The 16,237-nt window shown below is 71.9% G+C and carries 16 protein-coding genes; 5 read left to right on the top strand and 11 right to left on the bottom strand.

The genetic code is table 11. From position 1 onward, the window contains the following. Positions 1 to 9 precede the first annotated feature (9 nt). The 6 genes from hcaB to ACTMTI_RS31320 form a co-directional block, all read right to left on the bottom strand. Positions 10 to 843, bottom strand: coding sequence for a 3-(cis-5,6-dihydroxycyclohexa-1,3-dien-1-yl)propanoate dehydrogenase (gene hcaB, locus ACTMTI_RS31345; RefSeq protein ID WP_441124235.1), 834 nt, complete (start codon positions 841 to 843; stop codon positions 10 to 12). After that, entirely contained in the window at positions 840 to 1,694 is an 855-nt protein-coding gene (locus ACTMTI_RS31340) for an alpha/beta fold hydrolase (RefSeq protein WP_441124234.1), read from the bottom strand. Before ACTMTI_RS31340 ends, hcaB begins: the two co-directional genes overlap by 4 nt. Further along, positions 1,694 to 2,266: a 3-phenylpropionate/cinnamic acid dioxygenase subunit beta gene (locus ACTMTI_RS31335; RefSeq protein ID WP_441124233.1), complete on the bottom strand. Its 573-nt coding sequence runs from the start codon at positions 2,264 to 2,266 to the stop codon at positions 1,694 to 1,696. The genes ACTMTI_RS31340 and ACTMTI_RS31335 overlap by 1 nt, the downstream gene beginning before the upstream one ends. A gap of 66 nt (positions 2,267 to 2,332) precedes the next feature. After that, positions 2,333 to 3,532, bottom strand: a complete 1,200-nt coding sequence (locus tag ACTMTI_RS31330) for an NAD(P)/FAD-dependent oxidoreductase (RefSeq protein ID WP_441124232.1) — start codon at positions 3,530 to 3,532, stop codon at positions 2,333 to 2,335. Continuing rightward, positions 3,529 to 3,864: a non-heme iron oxygenase ferredoxin subunit gene (locus ACTMTI_RS31325; RefSeq protein ID WP_441124231.1), complete on the bottom strand. Its 336-nt coding sequence runs from the start codon at positions 3,862 to 3,864 to the stop codon at positions 3,529 to 3,531. The genes ACTMTI_RS31330 and ACTMTI_RS31325 overlap by 4 nt, the downstream gene beginning before the upstream one ends. After that, positions 3,861 to 5,189 carry an aromatic ring-hydroxylating dioxygenase subunit alpha gene (locus ACTMTI_RS31320; RefSeq protein WP_441124230.1) on the bottom strand — a complete coding sequence of 443 codons (1,329 nt, stop codon included), beginning with the start codon at positions 5,187 to 5,189 and terminating at the stop codon, positions 3,861 to 3,863. The genes ACTMTI_RS31325 and ACTMTI_RS31320 overlap by 4 nt, the downstream gene beginning before the upstream one ends. Positions 5,190 to 5,291: 102 nt before the next feature. Here ACTMTI_RS31320 and ACTMTI_RS31315 point away from each other — a divergent pair, with 102 nt between their 5' ends. The 5 genes from ACTMTI_RS31315 to dmpG are packed head-to-tail and all read left to right on the top strand — an operon-like array spanning position 5,292 to position 9,985. Next, entirely contained in the window at positions 5,292 to 6,269 is a 978-nt protein-coding gene (locus tag ACTMTI_RS31315) for a zinc-binding dehydrogenase (protein ID WP_441124228.1), read from the top strand. Further along, entirely contained in the window at positions 6,266 to 7,237 is a 972-nt protein-coding gene (locus ACTMTI_RS31310; RefSeq protein WP_441124227.1) for a 3-carboxyethylcatechol 2,3-dioxygenase, read from the top strand. Before ACTMTI_RS31315 ends, ACTMTI_RS31310 begins: the two co-directional genes overlap by 4 nt. Continuing rightward, complete coding sequence (locus ACTMTI_RS31305) at positions 7,234 to 8,031, top strand: 2-keto-4-pentenoate hydratase (protein ID WP_441124226.1); 798 nt, start codon at positions 7,234 to 7,236, stop codon at positions 8,029 to 8,031. Before ACTMTI_RS31310 ends, ACTMTI_RS31305 begins: the two co-directional genes overlap by 4 nt. Next, the gene (locus ACTMTI_RS31300; RefSeq protein ID WP_441124225.1) at positions 8,028 to 8,963 is read left to right on the top strand and encodes an acetaldehyde dehydrogenase (acetylating); all 936 of its coding nucleotides are present in this window, start codon (positions 8,028 to 8,030) and stop codon (positions 8,961 to 8,963) included. Before ACTMTI_RS31305 ends, ACTMTI_RS31300 begins: the two co-directional genes overlap by 4 nt. Continuing rightward, positions 8,960 to 9,985 carry a 4-hydroxy-2-oxovalerate aldolase gene (dmpG, locus tag ACTMTI_RS31295; RefSeq protein ID WP_441124224.1) on the top strand — a complete coding sequence of 342 codons (1,026 nt, stop codon included), beginning with the start codon at positions 8,960 to 8,962 and terminating at the stop codon, positions 9,983 to 9,985. Before ACTMTI_RS31300 ends, dmpG begins: the two co-directional genes overlap by 4 nt. Positions 9,986 to 10,050: 65 nt before the next feature. On the opposite strand, the gene ACTMTI_RS31290 is transcribed toward dmpG, so the two are convergent. The 5 genes from ACTMTI_RS31290 to ACTMTI_RS31270 form a co-directional block, all read right to left on the bottom strand. Beyond that, positions 10,051 to 11,394: an MFS transporter gene (locus ACTMTI_RS31290; protein ID WP_441124223.1), complete on the bottom strand. Its 1,344-nt coding sequence runs from the start codon at positions 11,392 to 11,394 to the stop codon at positions 10,051 to 10,053. A gap of 233 nt (positions 11,395 to 11,627) precedes the next feature. Continuing rightward, positions 11,628 to 12,494: a carbohydrate ABC transporter permease gene (locus ACTMTI_RS31285; protein WP_441124304.1), complete on the bottom strand. Its 867-nt coding sequence runs from the start codon at positions 12,492 to 12,494 to the stop codon at positions 11,628 to 11,630. A gap of 5 nt (positions 12,495 to 12,499) precedes the next feature. Then, positions 12,500 to 13,456 (bottom strand): carbohydrate ABC transporter permease, encoded by a 957-nt coding sequence (locus ACTMTI_RS31280; protein WP_441124222.1) that lies wholly within the window; start codon positions 13,454 to 13,456, stop codon positions 12,500 to 12,502. Beyond that, positions 13,456 to 14,820 carry an ABC transporter substrate-binding protein gene (locus tag ACTMTI_RS31275; RefSeq protein ID WP_441124221.1) on the bottom strand — a complete coding sequence of 455 codons (1,365 nt, stop codon included), beginning with the start codon at positions 14,818 to 14,820 and terminating at the stop codon, positions 13,456 to 13,458. Before ACTMTI_RS31275 ends, ACTMTI_RS31280 begins: the two co-directional genes overlap by 1 nt. Before the next feature lie 70 nt (positions 14,821 to 14,890). Continuing rightward, positions 14,891 to 16,165: a Gfo/Idh/MocA family protein gene (locus ACTMTI_RS31270; RefSeq protein ID WP_441124220.1), complete on the bottom strand. Its 1,275-nt coding sequence runs from the start codon at positions 16,163 to 16,165 to the stop codon at positions 14,891 to 14,893. Positions 16,166 to 16,237 lie beyond the last annotated feature (72 nt).

Genomic DNA, 16,237 nt, shown 5'->3' with positions numbered 1-16,237 from the left:
GTGGGCTCCTCAGAGGTGGTCGCCGCCGGCGGGGCGGGCGAATCCGCGTACGCCGATGCCGCCGTCGGCGGAGATCGCGTGTCCGGTGATCGGGCCGCTCTGCTCGCGGGCGGCCAGCAGGACGTACGGCGCGGTGAAGTCGCGCGGGTCGGTGCTGGAGTCGTGCAACGGGATGGGCGGCGGCGGGGCGTCGGCCGATCTCCTGGCGAAGGAGGCGGCGATCGAGCGCTCGCCCATCGCCAGGGCCTGCGGGCCGCGCAGGTCGGTGTTCATGCCGCCGCAGGCGACGCCGTTGACCCTGACCTTGGGGGCGAGCTCGTAGGCGAGCTCGCGCATGAGGCCGAGGCAGGCGTGCTTGCTGGCGGTGTAGAGCGGGCCCCCGCCGTTGACGTAGAAGGAGGCGTTGGACAGGGTCATCACGATGCTGCCACGCGTCTTGACCAGCTCCGGCCAGGCCGCCTGCGCCGCGAGGAGATAGCCCTTGACGTTGACGGAGAAGACCTCGTCGAAGGCGGCGTCGATCTCCTTGGCGGTGAGCCGGGTGAGCTGGCGCTGGTAGTCCCACACGCCGGCGTTGGCCACGAGCGTGTCGAGCTTGCCGAAGCGCTCGACGGTCTGCGCCACGGCTGCGTGCAGCCCCTCGGAGTCGCGTACGTCCGCCGTGACGACGTGCATCCGGGACGGGTCGGCGGCGGCGCGCACGACCTCGTCGAGCTGGCCCCGGTCGCGGCCGAGGACGGTGACGGCGGCGCCCTCGGCCAGGAAGCGCTCGGCGACGGCGCGGCCGATGCCGGAGCCGCCGCCGGTGATCAGCGCCACGTACCCGTCGAGCCAGCCGCTCATGTCAGGAACCCGGTGACGAGGTGCTCGAACTCGCGCTGCCGCTCCAGCTGCACCCAGTGGCCGCACCGGCCGAACACGTGCAGCCGCACGTCGCGGATCTGCTTCAGCATGAGCTGGGCCCCGTCGAGCGTGATCGTGCGGTCGTCGCGGCCCCACAGCAGCAGCGTGGGCGCCTTGATCTTGTGCAGGTCCTTCCACAGCGGGTCCATGCCGCCGCGCCGGGCGAACGCGGCGTTGTAGCGGTGGTAGAACGCGATGTGGCTCTCGTCGAGCGAGGCCTCGTAGCGGGCGCGGACGACGTCCTCGCCGAACTGCTTGTGGTCGAAGACCATGGTGCGGATGAACGCGGCCATCTTCTTCTCGCTCGGCCCGCCGCCGTTGAAGTAGCGGAACATCTCCTTCTGCCCCTCGGTCGGCGTGGGACCGAACGGGAGCCAGCCGCCGCCGGGAGCCATCAGCACCAGCCGGTCGACCCGGTCCGGGCGCTGCTGGGCCATGGCGATCGCGGCGGCGCCGCCCAGGCTGTTGCCCAGCAGGTGGAAGCGGTCGATGCCGAGGGCGTCGAGCGCCTGGAAGAGCGCGTCCACGGTGATCTCGGTGATCGACCGCTGCTCCAGGTCCTCCTCGGTGGGGCGGTAGCTGCCGCCGAAGCCGGGCTGGTCGGGGAGCACGACGCGGAAGCCGCCGGCCAGCGCCGGCAGGTTCTGGTGGTAGTTGCTGACGCCGGAGGCGCCGGGGCCGCCGCCGTGCAGCATCACCAGCACCGGGCCTTCGCCGGTCTCGGCCACGGCGATCTCGCCGAGCGTGGTGGGCACGCTGTGGTGCTTGAGGTCGATCACGGGAGATCCCATCAGAAGAAGGTGGAGATGTTCTTCGCCAGCAGGATGTTCTGGTCGAGCAGGATGGTCCGCCGGGCGACCCGCAGGCCGTCGCCGGTGCGGCGCAGCACGTCGGTACGGGCGCCGGCGAAGACGTTCTCCTCCCGCTCCAGCCGGTTGCGGTAGACCAGGAACGCCGATCGCACGAGCAGGTCGTCCGCGGTGAATCCGGGGTGCTCGGCGGGGTCGACGTGCCGGACCAGCACGTTGGTCACCAGGTGGCGGGTGCGTGACGGCGGGTCCTCGGCCCAGGCCATGCCGGAGTCGAACCGGCGGATGCGCCAGGCCAGGCTCTCTTTGCTCTCGTCATAGTAGGCGGCCTCGCCACGTGCGGCGACGGACAGCGCCTGCTGGCGGCGCAGCCGGTTGGTGCGGGTCGGCATCCAGTAGTCGAGGTCGTCGGCGAGCAGGTCGAGCCAGTCGGCATAGCGCCCGGCGTCGAGGAGATCGGCCTCCTCGTAGTAGAACTGCTCGACCTCGAAGTGGGTGTCGCGGTCGGCGCGCATCCCCGCACGCGACCGGATCTGATCGGTGGCGGTGCTCACGGTGTCATTCGATCCTTCTGGAGGGCCTGATAGAGGGCAAACGGGGGTGTGCCGCAGGGCGGCGCGTCACGCGCGCAGCAGCGCACGCAGGTTCACGGAGGGGTCGGCCAGCCGCCTGGGATGCACCGGGACGCGGCGGTCGATCATGCGGCGGGCGGCGCGGGCGGCGCTCGAGTCGTCCACCGCGGCGGCCGCCACGACCAGCCCGCCCCGCAGTCCGAACACCGAGAAGGCCGGATCGTCGAATGAGCCGCGGACTACGACGCGGCCCGCCGCCCCCATGGCGCCGACGACCTCGACGTGCCGGCCGTGCCGGTCCGTCCAGAACCAGGGGGCGGTCGGCGCCGGCGGGCGCGTGCCGAGGATGGCGGCGGCGGCCCGCGCGCCGTCGTGCTGCGCCGCCTCCCAGTGCTCGGCCCGAGGCCCCCGGCGGGTACGCGCGGCGTCGCCCACCGCGAGCACCGCCGGGTTCGAGGTGACCTGAAGGTCGTCCACCACGACGCCGCGCTCGGCCTCCAGCCCGGCCGCCGCGGCCAGCGCGGTCACGGGCACCATCCCGACGCCGAGCACGGCCGCGTCGAACGCCCGCGACGGCTCGAACCCGCCGGTGAAGCGGACCTCGATGCCGTCCGGGGTCTCCGCGAACGACTCCACGCCCGCCCGCAGGGTCACGATGCCGCGTCTGGCGTGCAATTCGTGCAGCCAGGCCGCCAGCTCGCCGCCGAGTGCGGCGGCCAGCGGCTTTGCCACCGGATCGGTCAGGACGACCTCGCAGCCGAGATCGACGGCCGTGGAGGCGACCTCGGCGCCGATGAGCCCGGCGCCGACGACGAGGACGCGGGCGCCGGGGGTCAGCGCGGCACGCAGCCGGTCGGCGTCGTCGGCGGTGCGCAGCACGTGCACGCGTTCGCCGTCGCCGCCGGGGATGGGCGGGCGGGCCGCGCCGCCGCCGGTGGCCAGCACCACCCGGTCCGCGCGCAGCAGGAGGCCGCCGGTCAGCTCCACCGCGCCATGGGCCGGGCGCAGGGCGGTGACCGTGCTCTGGTTGATCAGCCGTACCCGCTGCTCGTCGTACCAGTGCGGGGGCTGCAGGGCGATCTGCTTGAGATCCTTGCCGCCGGCCAGGTACTCCTTCGACAGCGGCGGGCGGTCGTAGGGCAGCTCGCCGGCGTCGACCAGGGTGAGGTCGCCGTCGAAACCGCCCGCGCGCAGCGCCGCGACCGTGCTGACACCGGCGATGCCGCCGCCGACGACGACCACCCTCATGGCGCCTGGCCGGGGAAGAGGTAGACCTCGCCGTCGCGCACCTCGACGCGGTGCGGGCAGGTGCTCCTGGTGGCGGGCAGGCCCTGGACCTCGCCGTTCTTCAGGCAGAACTTGCTGGAATGCAGCGGGCACTCGACGTAGCCGTCCTCGACCCAGCCGTCGGCCAGCGAGGCGTCCTCGTGGGTGCAGGTGTCGTCCAGCGCCCACACGCTGCCGTCGGTGTCGCGCAGCAGCGCGATGTCGCCGGCGGTGCCGGTGATCGCCTTGTCGACGGCGATGCCCTCGCCCTCGGGGATGTCGTCCAGCCGCGCCACGCGGATGCCGTGCGTCATTTGTCCTCCTCGTGCCAGGCGGGGGTGTTCATCAGCTCGCGCCAGCGCGCGTAGAAGGCCCGGCCGGCGGCGTCGCTGTAGAGCTCGCTGGTCCGGCCCGGGTGGCGGCCGTCCTCGCGTTCGGAGCCGAGGCCCATCTGGTAGTTGAGCGCCACGCCGTTGGTGATGAAGCCGTGCGCGACGGCCTGCACCTCGCTCCAGTTCTCGCCGTCGTCCTGCTCGAAGATCCCGCTCGGCCCGAAGGTGCGCAGGTTGTACAGGCGCTGGGCCTCGCGCACGTCGTGCGGCATGGACTTGTCCACGATCGTCCAGGCCCACACCTCCATCCGGTCGGGCCCTTTGGGGTGCCAGATCCGGATGGAGCCGTTGACCGGCAGGTAGGAGAAGTTGGGGAAGACGGTGGCGTGGCCGTTGGTGAGCGGGCCCTCGACGCGGGCGTCGCCCAGGCGTGCGCGCAGCGCGTCGTAGTCCGTCCACTGGTGCACGGTCTTGGCGTCGAAGCGGTTCTTCGGGTGCACCGGGAAGCCCGCGCCGTGCCCGTTCGCGTCGCCGTACTGGCGGCCGGCCCGGTGCACGATCTCGTCCTTGGGGGCCTTGCCGGTGGGCGACAGCACCATGAGCGCCGAGGCGTGGCTCATGTTGACGTGGTACCAGTCGGTCGCGAACTGCTCGGCCGCCAGCTTCCAGTTGCCTTCGAGCACCCACTTGTGCACGCCGCCCACGACCACGGTGCCCTCGTCGTCGTGGTCCAGCATCGCGTCCATGTACCAGGCCATGTCACCGAGGGACTCGCGCAGCGGGACCGGGCCGGGGTTCCAGGTGCCGAAGATCAGGCCGCGGTGGCTGTCGACGTGGGGCACCTCGACCAGGCCCCACTCCCCCGTGTCGAAGGACCCGGGGTAGCCCGCCTTGTTGGGCACGCTCACCAGCTTGCCCTCCAGGTCGTACGCCCAGCCGTGGTAGGTGCAGGTGAAGTTGCGGGTGGTGCCGAAGTCGGCGCGGCAGACGCGGGCGCCCCGGTGCCGGCAGGAGTTGAGGAACGCGCGGATCCGCCGGTTCCGGTCAAGGGTGACGATCACCGGGTCCTCGCCCATGTACGTGGTGAAGAAATCGCCCGGGCGGTGGAACTGGTCGGTGTGGGCGAGGAACAGCCAGCTCGGCGCGAAGACACGGCGCAGCTCCTGCCGGTAGATCTGCTGGTCGGTGAAGATGACGCGATCCACCAGCCCGCCCTCGGTGTCGACGAGCCCGGAGACGTCGATGGTCCGCGCCAGCTCGGCCGGGCGCCGCAGGGCCCCCCGCGGGGGCTCGATCGTCGAGGTCATGCGGCCCAGACAACAGCAGCGGACCGGCCCCCTTCCAACCCTCGTTCCGTACGACGGAACACGTGCTGTCAGGAAACGGCGGCCGTCGGACAGCGTTGGGGCATGCTAGCCGCCACCGCCGTCTCCCAGAGCGCGACCGACCCACTGGCCGGGCTCGTCCTGGGCGACGTTCCCGAGCCCGAGCGCCGGCCCGGCTGGTCGGTCGTCCGGGTCGTCTCGTCCTCCCTGAACATGCACGACCTGTGGACGCTGCGCGGCGTGGGCCACCCGCCCGACCGGCTGCCCATCATCCTCGGCTGCGACGCCGCCGGGTACGACGAGGACGGCAACGAGGTCATCGTCCACCCCGTCATCGGCGACCCGGACGCCGGCGGCGGTGACGAGACGCTCGACCCGGACCGGGCCCTGCTGTCCGAGAAGCACAACGGCGCCTTCGCCGAGTACCTGACCGTCCCGGCCCGCAACCTGATCCCCAAGCCGTCGTGGCTGTCGTTCGACGAGGCCGCGTGCCTGCCGGTCGCGTGGACGACCGCGTACCGGATGCTGTTCACCCAGGCGAAGATCACCGCCGGTGACCGGGTGCTGGTGCAGGGCGCGGGCGGCGGCGTCGCCTCGGCCGCGATCAAACTGGCCGTGGCCGCGGGCGCCGTCGTCTACGCCACCAGCCGCAGCGAGGACAAGCGCGCCCAGGCCGTCGCCTGGGGAGCCCGCGCCGCCGTGCCGGTCGGCGAGCGGCTGCCCGAGCGCGTCGACGTCGTCATCGAGACGGTCGGCGAGGCGACCTGGTCGCACTCGATGAAGTCCCTGCGGCCCGGCGGCACGATCGTGATCGCCGGCGCGACCAGCGGCATGAACCCGCCCGCGGACCTCGGCCGGATCTTCTACCTCCAGCAGCGCGTCCTCGGCTCGACCGGGTGCACCCGCGCCGAGCTGGTCGCGCTGCTCAGGCTGATGGACGCCACCGGCCTGCGCCCGGTGATCGACCGCACGCTGCCGCTCGACGAGATCCACAAGGGCTTCCAGCTCATGATCGACGGGCGGCTCACCGGCAAGCTCGTCTTCAAGGAGATCACCACATGACCGCCGCCCACCTCCCCAGGACCCGCTCCATCGCCGTCGGCCTGTCCCACTCCCCTCTCATCGGGAAGAACGACCCCTCGCCTGAGGTCCTCGCGGCCGTCGGGGCCGCCGTGGACGACGCGCGCGCCTTCGTCCGCGCCTTCGACCCCGAGCTGGTCGTGCTGTACGCCCCCGACCACTACAACGGCTTCTTCTACAAGGAGATGCCGCCCTTCTGCCTGGCCACCGAGGCGAACGCGGTCGGCGACTTCGGCTCGGCCGCCGGCCCGCTGCCGGTCGATTCCGAAGCCGCCCGCGCGATCGCGCGCGGGGTGCTCGGCCGCGGCGTGGACCTCACCGTCTCGGCGCGGATGACCGTCGACCACGGGTTCGTGCAGCCCCTGGAGGTGCTGTTCGGCGGCATCGATCGGGTCCCCGTCGTGCCCGTCTTCGTGAACGGGGTCGCCACCCCGCTCGGCCCGGTCAGCCGCGTCCGCGCCCTCGGGACCGCGGTCGGCGAGGCCGCCGCCGAGCTGGACCGGCGGGTGCTGTTCCTCGGCTCCGGCGGGCTCTCGCACGACCCGCCCGTCCCGGTGCTCGACGGCGCGCCGCCGCGCGTGGCAGAGGCGCTCATCGAGGGCCACCCGCCCTCCCCCGAGCAGCGGGCGAGGGGGGAACAGCGGGTGATCCAGGCCGGGCGAGACTACGCGGCGGGCTCTGCCGCGATGCTCCCCATCAACCCGACCTGGGACAACCTGGTCCTGGACACGCTGGCGAGCGGCCGCCTGACCGAAGTGGACGGCTGGAGCGTGGAGTGGATGGGCGCCGAGGGCGGCGGGTCCGCCCACGAGGTCCGTACGTGGATCGCCGCGTTCGCCTCGCTCGCCGCGACCGGCGCGTACCGGATGACCTCCCGCTTCTACCGGGCGATCCCCGAATGGATCGCCGGGTTCGCGGTGGCCACGGCGGAGCCGGAGGCGGGCCGATGACCTCCCCCGAGCGCGAGCGCGCCATCGCCGCGGCCGTGGCCCGGCTGGCGACCGCGACGGCCGAGCGGCAGCCGTGCGCCCCGGTCCGCGACCTGCTCGGCGACGCCGACGTGGCCGCCGCCTACGAGGTGCAGCGCCGCCTCACCGAGCGCCGGCTGGCCGCCGGGGCCGTGGTGGCCGGCCGGAAGATCGGCCTCACCTCCCCGGCCGTGCAGCGGCAGCTCGGCGTGGACCAGCCGGATTTCGGCGTGCTCTTCGACGACATGGACGTCTCCGGCACGGTGCCCGCGGGGCTGCTCCTCCAGCCGAAGGCGGAGGCCGAGATCGCCTTCGTGCTCGCCGCCGACCTCGACGCCGAGCACCTGGACCTGGCCACCGTCCGGGCGGCGGTCGGCTACGCGACGCCCGCCCTGGAGATCGTGGACAGCCGCATCGCGAACTGGGACATCACGCTCACCGACACCGTGGCCGACAACGCCTCCAGCGGCCTGTACGTGCTGGGCTCGGCGCTGGTGCCGCTCACCGCGTTCGAGCCGGTGGCGGCCACCATGAGCATGTACGCCGACGGCGAGCTCGTCTCGCGGGGCGACGGAGCGGCCTGCCTCGGCGACCCGCTCAACGCGCTGCTGTGGCTGGCCCGCACCGCGCGGGAGTTCGGCGACCCGTTGCGCGCCGGCCAGGTCATCCTGTCCGGCGCGCTCGGCCCCATGGTCCCGGTCTCCCCCGGCGTCACCGTACGCGCCGAGATCTCCACGCTCGGCACCGTCACCGTCACCTTCGAGGACCCGTCATGAACAAGACCAAGGTGGCCGTGATCGGCTCCGGCAACATCGGCACCGACCTGATGATCAAGGTGATGCGGCATTCCGCGGCCCTGGAGATGGCGGCCATGGTGGGCATCGACCCCGGCTCCGACGGCCTCGCCCGCGCCCGCCGCCTCAAGGTGCCCACCACCCACGAGGGCGTGACCGGCCTCATCGCGCTGGACGGCTTCGACGACATCGGCATCGTCTTCGACGCCACCTCGGCGAAGGCCCACATCGCCAACGCCGCCAGGCTGGAACCCTTCGGCAAGACGCTCATCGACCTCACCCCCGCGGCGATCGGCCCGTTCGTCGTGCCCGCGGTGAACCTCGACCGCCACCTCGGCGCCGCCAACGTCAACATGGTGACCTGCGGAGGCCAGGCCACCATCCCGATCGTCCACGCCGTCTCCCGCGTCACGCCCGTCGCCTACGCCGAGATCGTCGCCTCCATCGCCTCGAAGTCGGCGGGGCCCGGCACCCGCGCCAACATCGACGAGTTCACCGAGACCACCGCGGCCGCCCTCGAAAGCGTCGGCGGCGCGGCCCGCGGCAAGGCGATCATCGTCCTCAACCCCGCCGAACCGCCGCTCATCATGCGCGACACCGTCTTCTGCCTCATCGGCGACGCCGGCCAGGACGAGATCCGCGCCTCCATCGCCGACATGGTGGCCGAGGTCGCCACGTACGTCCCCGGCTACCGGCTCAAGCAGGATGTGCAGTTCAGCCCCATCCCGCCGGACGAGCCCGTGCACACGCTCACCTCCGCACCGGTGACGACCAGGGTGTCGGTGTTCCTGGAGGTGGAGGGCGCCGCCCACTACCTGCCCGCCTACGCGGGCAACCTCGACATCATGACCTCGGCCGCCCTGCGCGTCGCCGAGCGCATCGCCCACCACTCACCAGACAAGGCGACCGCGTGAAGCTCTACATCCAGGACGTCACCCTCCGGGACGGCATGCACGCCGTACGGCACCGCATCGCCCCCGCCGACGTGACCCGCATCGTCGCCGCTCTGGACGCCGCCGGCGTCGACGCGATCGAGGTCGCGCACGGCGACGGCCTGGCGGGCGGCTCGCTCAACTACGGTCCCGGCAGCAACACCGACTGGGAATGGATCGAGGCCGCCGCCGCCGGCATCCGGCGGGCCACGCTCACCACGCTGCTGCTGCCCGGCATCGGCACCATCGCCGAGCTCCGGCGCGCCTACGCGCTCGGGGTGCGCTCGATTCGCGTCGCCACCCACTGCACCGAGGCCGACGTGGCCGCCCAGCACATCGCCAAGGCCCGCGAGCTGGGCATGGACGTGTCCGGCTTCCTCATGCTGAGCCACATGGCCCCCGCCGCACAGCTCGCCGGGCAGGCCAAGCTCATGGAGTCGTACGGCGCCCACTGCGTCTACGTCACCGACTCCGGCGGCCGGCTCACCATGGACGGCGTCCGCGAGCGCGTCCGCGCCTACCGCGACGTCCTCGATCCGGAGACCCAGATCGGCATCCACGCCCACCAGAACCTCTCCCTGGCCGTGGCGAACTCCGTCGTCGCTGTCGAGGAGGGCGTCACCCGGGTGGACGCCTCGCTGGCCGGGCACGGCGCGGGCGCGGGAAACTGCCCGATCGAGCCGTTCATCGCCGTGGCCGACCTCAACGAATGGAAGCACGGCTGCGACCTGTTCGCGCTGCAGGACGCCGCCGACGACCTCGTCCGCCCGCTCCAGGATCGCCCCGTCCAGGTCGACCGGGAGACCCTCACTCTCGGCTACGCCGGCGTCTACTCCAGCTTCCTCCGCCACGCCGAGGCCGCCGCCCGCCAGTACGGCATCGACGTGCGGACGATCCTGCTCGAAGTGGGCAGGCGCCGGCTCGTGGGCGGCCAGGAGGACATGATCGTCGACATCGCGCTCGACCTGCTCCGATCGGACGGCGTTTCCCGCTCCGCCGATTGAGGCGACGCGAGAAGCGCCCCGGCCACGGCGTGGCCGGGGCGCTTCTCGCGTCGCGCCGTCCTTCGTTATCTGCTGAGCGCCTCGTCGTCGAGGCGGACACTCGCCGTCTCCGGTGTGAGGAGCACCGCGACCGCGGTGACCACGCTGAGGAAGAGCATGTAGAGCCCCACCGAGAACGACGTCCCGGTGGCCGCCACCAGCGCGGCCCCGACGAGGGGAACCAGCCCGCCGCCGAGGATGTTGCCGAACATGTAGCCGACGGACACCCCCGTGTAGCGCACCTCGGTCGGGAACTGCTCCGACAGCAGCGCGGGCAGCGGCCCGTACTGGGCAGACAGCGCGATCGAGGCGAGCAGGCAGGCCATCAGGGCCAGCCAGAAGACGCCGCTGTCGAACAGCGGGAAGAACACCAACCCCATGACGACCTGCCCGAGCGCCCCGAAAAGCGCGACGCGCTTGCGCCCGGCGCGGTCGGCCAGCAGTCCGGCGTACAGCATGGCCCCCACCTGGAGGACGCTGGCCACGATGATCATCGTCAGCAGGGCGGGCCGGGAGTACATCTTGGTGGTGCTGCCGTAGGAGAGGATGAAGACCAGGATCACGTATCCCCACGACGCCGAGGCGATCGAGGCGAAGACGGCGCGGAGCAGGCTGCGCGGGTGCTTGGTGAGCACGCGGATGAGCGGGTTGAACCGGGGCGTCCCGGTTCGCTCCACGGCCTCGGCGAACAGCGGGCTCTCCGACACCTGACGGCGCACGACCAGCCCGACCAGGACGAGGACGACGCTGACCAGGAACGGCACGCGCCAGCCCCACACCAGGAAGGCGTCCCCCGTCGCAGCGGAGGTCAGGAGCAGGATCAGGTTCGCCAGGATCGCGCCGACCGGCACGCCGAGCTGCGGCGCGGCCCCGTACAACGCCCGGCGGTTCGGCGGGGCGTGTTCGACGGCCATGAGGGCGGCGCCGCCCCATTCGGCGCCCACGGCGAGCCCTTGCATGATGCGCAGGAGGACGAGCAGCACGGGCGCGCCGAGGCCGATCGCCGCGTAGGTGGGCAGCAGTCCCACGCCGACGGTGGCCGCGCCCATGAGCAGGAGCGACAGGACCAGCATGCGCTTGCGGCCGACGCGATCGCCGAAGTGGCCAGCGACGATGCCGCCGAGCGGCCGGGCGATGAACCCGACGGTGAAGGTGCCCAGCGCGGCGAGCTGACTGACCTGCGCGTCGCCGGCGGGGAAGAACAGCGTGCCGAAGACCAGCGCCGCCATGGCGCCGTAGAGGAAGAAGTCGTACCACTCGATCGCGGTGCCGACGAAGGTGGCGAACGCGACGCGACGTGCCTCCCGTCCGCGTGCCCTCGCCGGTTCGGTCTGCGGGCGGGTGTCCTGTGCGGGTGGTTCCAAGGGCATGGTCGTCGACCCTTTCTGCGGAGGCCGGTGGGACCCGGCGCGGGGGACCGCCTCGCGTCAGGCGAGCACGGAGGCGGGCAGATCGGCGGCGACGCGGTGTCCTGCCGTGGAGCTCGCTGTGACCGCCTTCACAGGGACGATAGGAGCGCCGTGCGCGCCTGCCGACGCGCCGTTCCACCATGCGGCACGTTTTGGCGAACGAGCCCCTGACCAGCGCGGATCGCACGTGATCGTCAGCCTTTGAGTGCGCCGTCGAGGACTCCGCGGATGAAGTGCCGCTGGAAGAACAGGTACACGAGGACGACCGGCGCGACCACGATGACCGTGGCGGCCGCGAGCAGCGGCACGTCGACGTTGTACTGCCCGGTGAAGAACCCGAGCCCGGCCGGGGCGGTGCGCTGGGCCGGGTCCTGGATGAGGATGAGGGGGAGCATGAACTGGTTCCAGCTCCACACGAAGTACAGGACGCCGAGCGTGGTGACGGCGGGCCGGGAGTTGGGCATCAGCACGCCCCACAGGATCTTCCAGGTGGACGCGCCGTCCAGCTTGGCCGCCTCGATGAGGGCGCGCGGCATGGTGGAGAAGTGGGCGCGCATCCAGAAGGCCCCGAACGGCATGAAGGCGGCGATCTCCACCAGCACCAGGCCCCACCGGGTGTTCGTCAGGCCGATGGCCCGCAGGTCGTAGTAGAGGGGGATGATCGTGACCTCGGTGGGGATCGCGAGCCCGAGCAGGAGGTAGGCGAAGATCTTCCCCCGCCCGCGGAAGTCCATGGTCGCCAGCGCGTAGCCGGCGAGACTGGCGAACAGCACCGAGGCGGGCACCACGGCCAGCGCGATCAGGATGCTCGACCACAGGAGGGGGCCGAACCCGGCGGTGACCCAGGCGTCCGCGAAGTTCTCCAGATGCACGCCGCGTGGCACGTCCAGGCCGGTCAGCGGGGTGCCGGCCGGTTGCACGGCGGCGGACAGCAGCGGCAGGAACGGGATGATCACCGCCGCCATGAACGACACGAGCACCACGGGCGCGCCCACGCGTGCCGCCACGCCGGGTCCCGGGCGCGGGCCCCGGTTCCCGTGCCGGCCGGGACCCGTTCTCATGACGGTCACGGAGCCTCCCTGATCAGGCGGTTCAGCGTCAGCACGATCGCGAAGATGACGGCCGTGAGGACCACCGCGAGCGCGCTGGCCAGGCCGACGGCTCCGCCGCCGAAGGCCAGGCGGTAGATGAGGATGCCGGGCACGACGGTGCTGTTGCCGGGGCCGCCGCCGGTGGTGATGTAGATGAGGTCGAAGCTCGACAGCGCGGCGATGACCGTGATGGACAGCGCGACCGCGATCTCCGGCCGGAGCAGCGGCACGGTGATGGAGACGAACTCGCGGACGGGGCCGGCGCCGTCCATCCGCGACGCCTCGTAGATCTCCCGATCGATGCGCTGGGTTCCGGAGAGGAACAGCACCAGGCACAGCCCGGAGACGACCCAGGTGCCGATCACGCCCACGGCGAGCAGGGCCCAGTCGAAGCTGCCCAGCCAGGCGCGTGCGTGCTCCCCCAGGCCCGCCCAGCGCAGCACCTGGTTGACCACGCCGTCCTCGGCGTACACCCACCGCCAGATGATGCCGACCGCGACCAGGGGCACGACCTGCGGCAGGAACAGCACCGTCCGGACGAGGCCCATGCCCCGGCGCCGGTGGCGGGCCACGATGGCGGCCGACACCAGGCCGAACAGGATGGGCAGGACGGAGAAGAAGATGATCAGGGTGCCGGCGTGCACCGCCGCGGCGCGCAGCTGCGGGTCGTCGAACACCAGCCGGTAGTTGCCGACGCCGACGAAGGACGGCAGGGTCACGCCGTCCCAGTCGAACAGCGACAGGTAGCCAGTGTGCAGCGTCGGCACGATGGTGAAGAGGGTGTACAGGAGCACCGCGGGCGCCAGATAGAGCAGCCCGGTGGCGCGCCCGCGCCGGACGGGGCGGCGCGGGGCGGCCGGGAGCGGGCTTCGGGTCCGGAGCGGCCCCGGCCGGCTCGCCTCGGCCGGGCCGCTCAACCTGTTCGCTGTCATCACTTGTGGTAGTTGTCGAAATCGGCCTGGACGTTGGCGAGGAAGTCGTCCACGGTGACCTTGCCACCGGCGAGCAGCTGCAGCTGCGTGGTGAGGGTGTCCCCCATGGTCGGAGTGGACGCGTTCTGGATGAACGGCTGCAGGCCCTTGTCCCTCACGGTCTCCTGCCAGCCCTCCTGCAACGCTCCCAGCAGCCCGGTCTTGGCGGGCATCGCGTCGGCCTTGGGCGCCATGAAGCCCGCGTCGGCGGTGACCTTCGCGGCCTCCTCGCTCCCGACGAAGTCGAGGAAGGCTGCCGCGGCGGCGGCGTTGGCCGACTTGCTGGAGACGCAGTAGTACACCCCGGCGCCGGTGGTGCGGATCTTCGAGCCGGCCGTGGCCTGGGGCATGGAGAAATATCCGGCGTGCTCGCCCAGGCCCTTGGAGACCGCCGCGGCAGCCCAGTTTCCGCTGATCCGGAACACCCCCTTCCCCTTGGCGAAGCCGGCGGTGGCGTCGTTGTCGCTGATCCCGTTGACGTCGCGGGAGAGGTATCCCTCGTCCACCCAGCGCTTGAGGGTCGTGGCCGCCGTCTTCGCCTCCGGCAGCACGATGGTCGCGCCCTTGTGCCCGAAGGCCCAGGCCTCGCGGTCCTCGGGCTTCAGGTACACCGACAGCAGCTCGTTGAACGGATGGTTCAGGCCGCCGTCGAGATTGCCGGCCACCAGTGCCAGCTCTCCGGCGGCCTTCGCCTTGGCGAAGAGGGCCTCCAGTTCGTCCACGGTCTCGACGGGGACGGTCAGGCCGAGCTTGGCCGCCTTCGTCTTGTTGTAGTAGACGCCCTCGAAGGACAACCCGCCCGGCACCCCGAAAAGCGCTCCCGTGCCGACGGTCTTGCCGTCGGGGGCGAACATGATCTGGTCGAGGCCGGGGAACTTGTCCGGCCAGCCGTAGGCCGTGCCGTACGCGGTGACGTCGAGCAGCAGCCCGCCGGGGATGAGGTTCTGCATCCCGGGCGTGAACTGGGCGAGGTCGGGAGCGGTGCTCGCCGACATGGTGAGGTTGATGCTTTTGAGGTAGTCGTCCCAGCCGGTGTACTGGCGATCGAAGGTGACGTTCGGGTGCTTCTGCTGGAAGGCGGCCAGCAGGCCGGGAGTCATGGTCGTGTCGTCGGCGTCGGCGACCTTCAGCGTGATCTTCTTGTCGGCCGGCACCGCCGTGGAGAGGGGACCGGCGTTCGCGGCCGGCGTGGACGCCGCTCCCGGCGTCAGGGCGGCGCAGCCGGCGAGTGCCGCGGCGCCCGTGACGGCGAAGCCGGACAGCAGGGCACGCCGCGAGATCTCACGGCCTGTCCAGGTATACAGGGTCGACGGATTCTGGCTCACGAGGGTCTCCTTGGTGGGGGGGGTGGGATCCGTGTAGTGGCTGCGACGTGTGGGGCCCGCTGCGTCCGCATCAGCCGAGCCGGACGACGCGACGCTCGCGCCGGGCCCGTTCGGCGGCGAAGACGAGCTCGTGCGCCGCCAGCGCCTCGGCGGCCGTGTCCCCGATCCAGTGGTCGTCCCAGGTCGCCACGGCCGTGATGAAGTCGTTCATGAGTCCCGCGTCGCCACCGCTGTGGCCCGACAGCAGCGGGTCGTCCGTGGCCGGCGCCGTGACGTCGATGGTCCGCGTCTCGCGGGTACGGAAGTCGGTGACCCGGATGATCGAGCCATCGCAGTAGATCTCGCCCACCGTCCCGAAGATGTGGGTCATCCGGGGCCGGCTGGTGGAGAACGCCGTCATGGTGAACGTCGCGGTCACCCCGCCGTCGAACTCGAGCGCGACCACCTGGTGGTCGACGACGTCGTTGTCGCAGGCCCAGACGCAGCGGCCGTAGGGTCCGGTGCGCAACGCCGCGGCCACCGAGTGGTCGGTGGGATGCGGAGTGAGCACGCTGAGCGGCCAGGCGAGGTCACCGGCCGCCAGGTGCTCGCCGTAGATCCGCACCGCGGAGTACGCGCACGTCTCCTGGAGTACGCAGTCCGGGCACCGGTCGGCGGCCACCACCGGGCGGTTCTCGGGAACGAAGAAGCTCAGGCTCCCGAAGGAGGAGACCGACCGTACCGGACGTCCGACGACGTACCGGAGCCAGTCCAGATCGTGACACGACTTGGCCAGCAGCATCGGCGCGCTGGTCTCCTCGCGGCGCCAGTTGCCGCGCACGTACGAGTGGGCGTAGTGGGCGAAGCCCACCGGCTCGATGTGGTCGACATTGACGATCTCGCCGATCCGGCCCTCGGCCAGCAGCGCCCGGAGTACCCGCGTGTACGGCGTGTACCGCAGGACATGGCAGACCCCGAAGGGAACCTTGTTGCGCGCCACCGCGTCCACGACCCGGCGGCACTCCTCCTCGGTCGGGGCGATCGGCTTCTCCAGCAGGACGGCGTAGCCCGCCTCGGCGAAGGCGACGGCCGGCTCGACGTGCTCGGCGTCCTGGGTGGTGATGACGACGGCGTCGGCGAACCGGGGGCGGCCGACGAGCTCGCGCCAGTCCTCGAAGATCGCCGCGGAGGGCAGCCGGTGCCGCCGCGCGGCGCTCCGCCGCCGGTCCGGCTGCGGCTCGGCCAGCGCGACCACGTCGGCCCGCTCCGGGTGCCGCTGGATCCAGGCCCCGTAGATCTCGCCGCGGATGCCGGCGCCCACCAGGGCCACCCGCACCGGCTCCTGGCTCGTTCGACCCGCCCGCATGGGCATCCTCCGGGAGGCGCGTATTTGATAATGAAATTGCTTTATCTAATTGCGGGAGACGATAGGCTGCGG

Origin of the sequence: Nonomuraea sp. H19, assembly GCF_052068215.1 — a bacterium.
In the GTDB taxonomy this organism is placed as follows: domain Bacteria; phylum Actinomycetota; class Actinomycetes; order Streptosporangiales; family Streptosporangiaceae; genus Nonomuraea.
The sequence above is the reverse complement of the archived record's forward strand: the minus strand, read 5'-3'. Positions and strand labels throughout refer to the sequence as shown.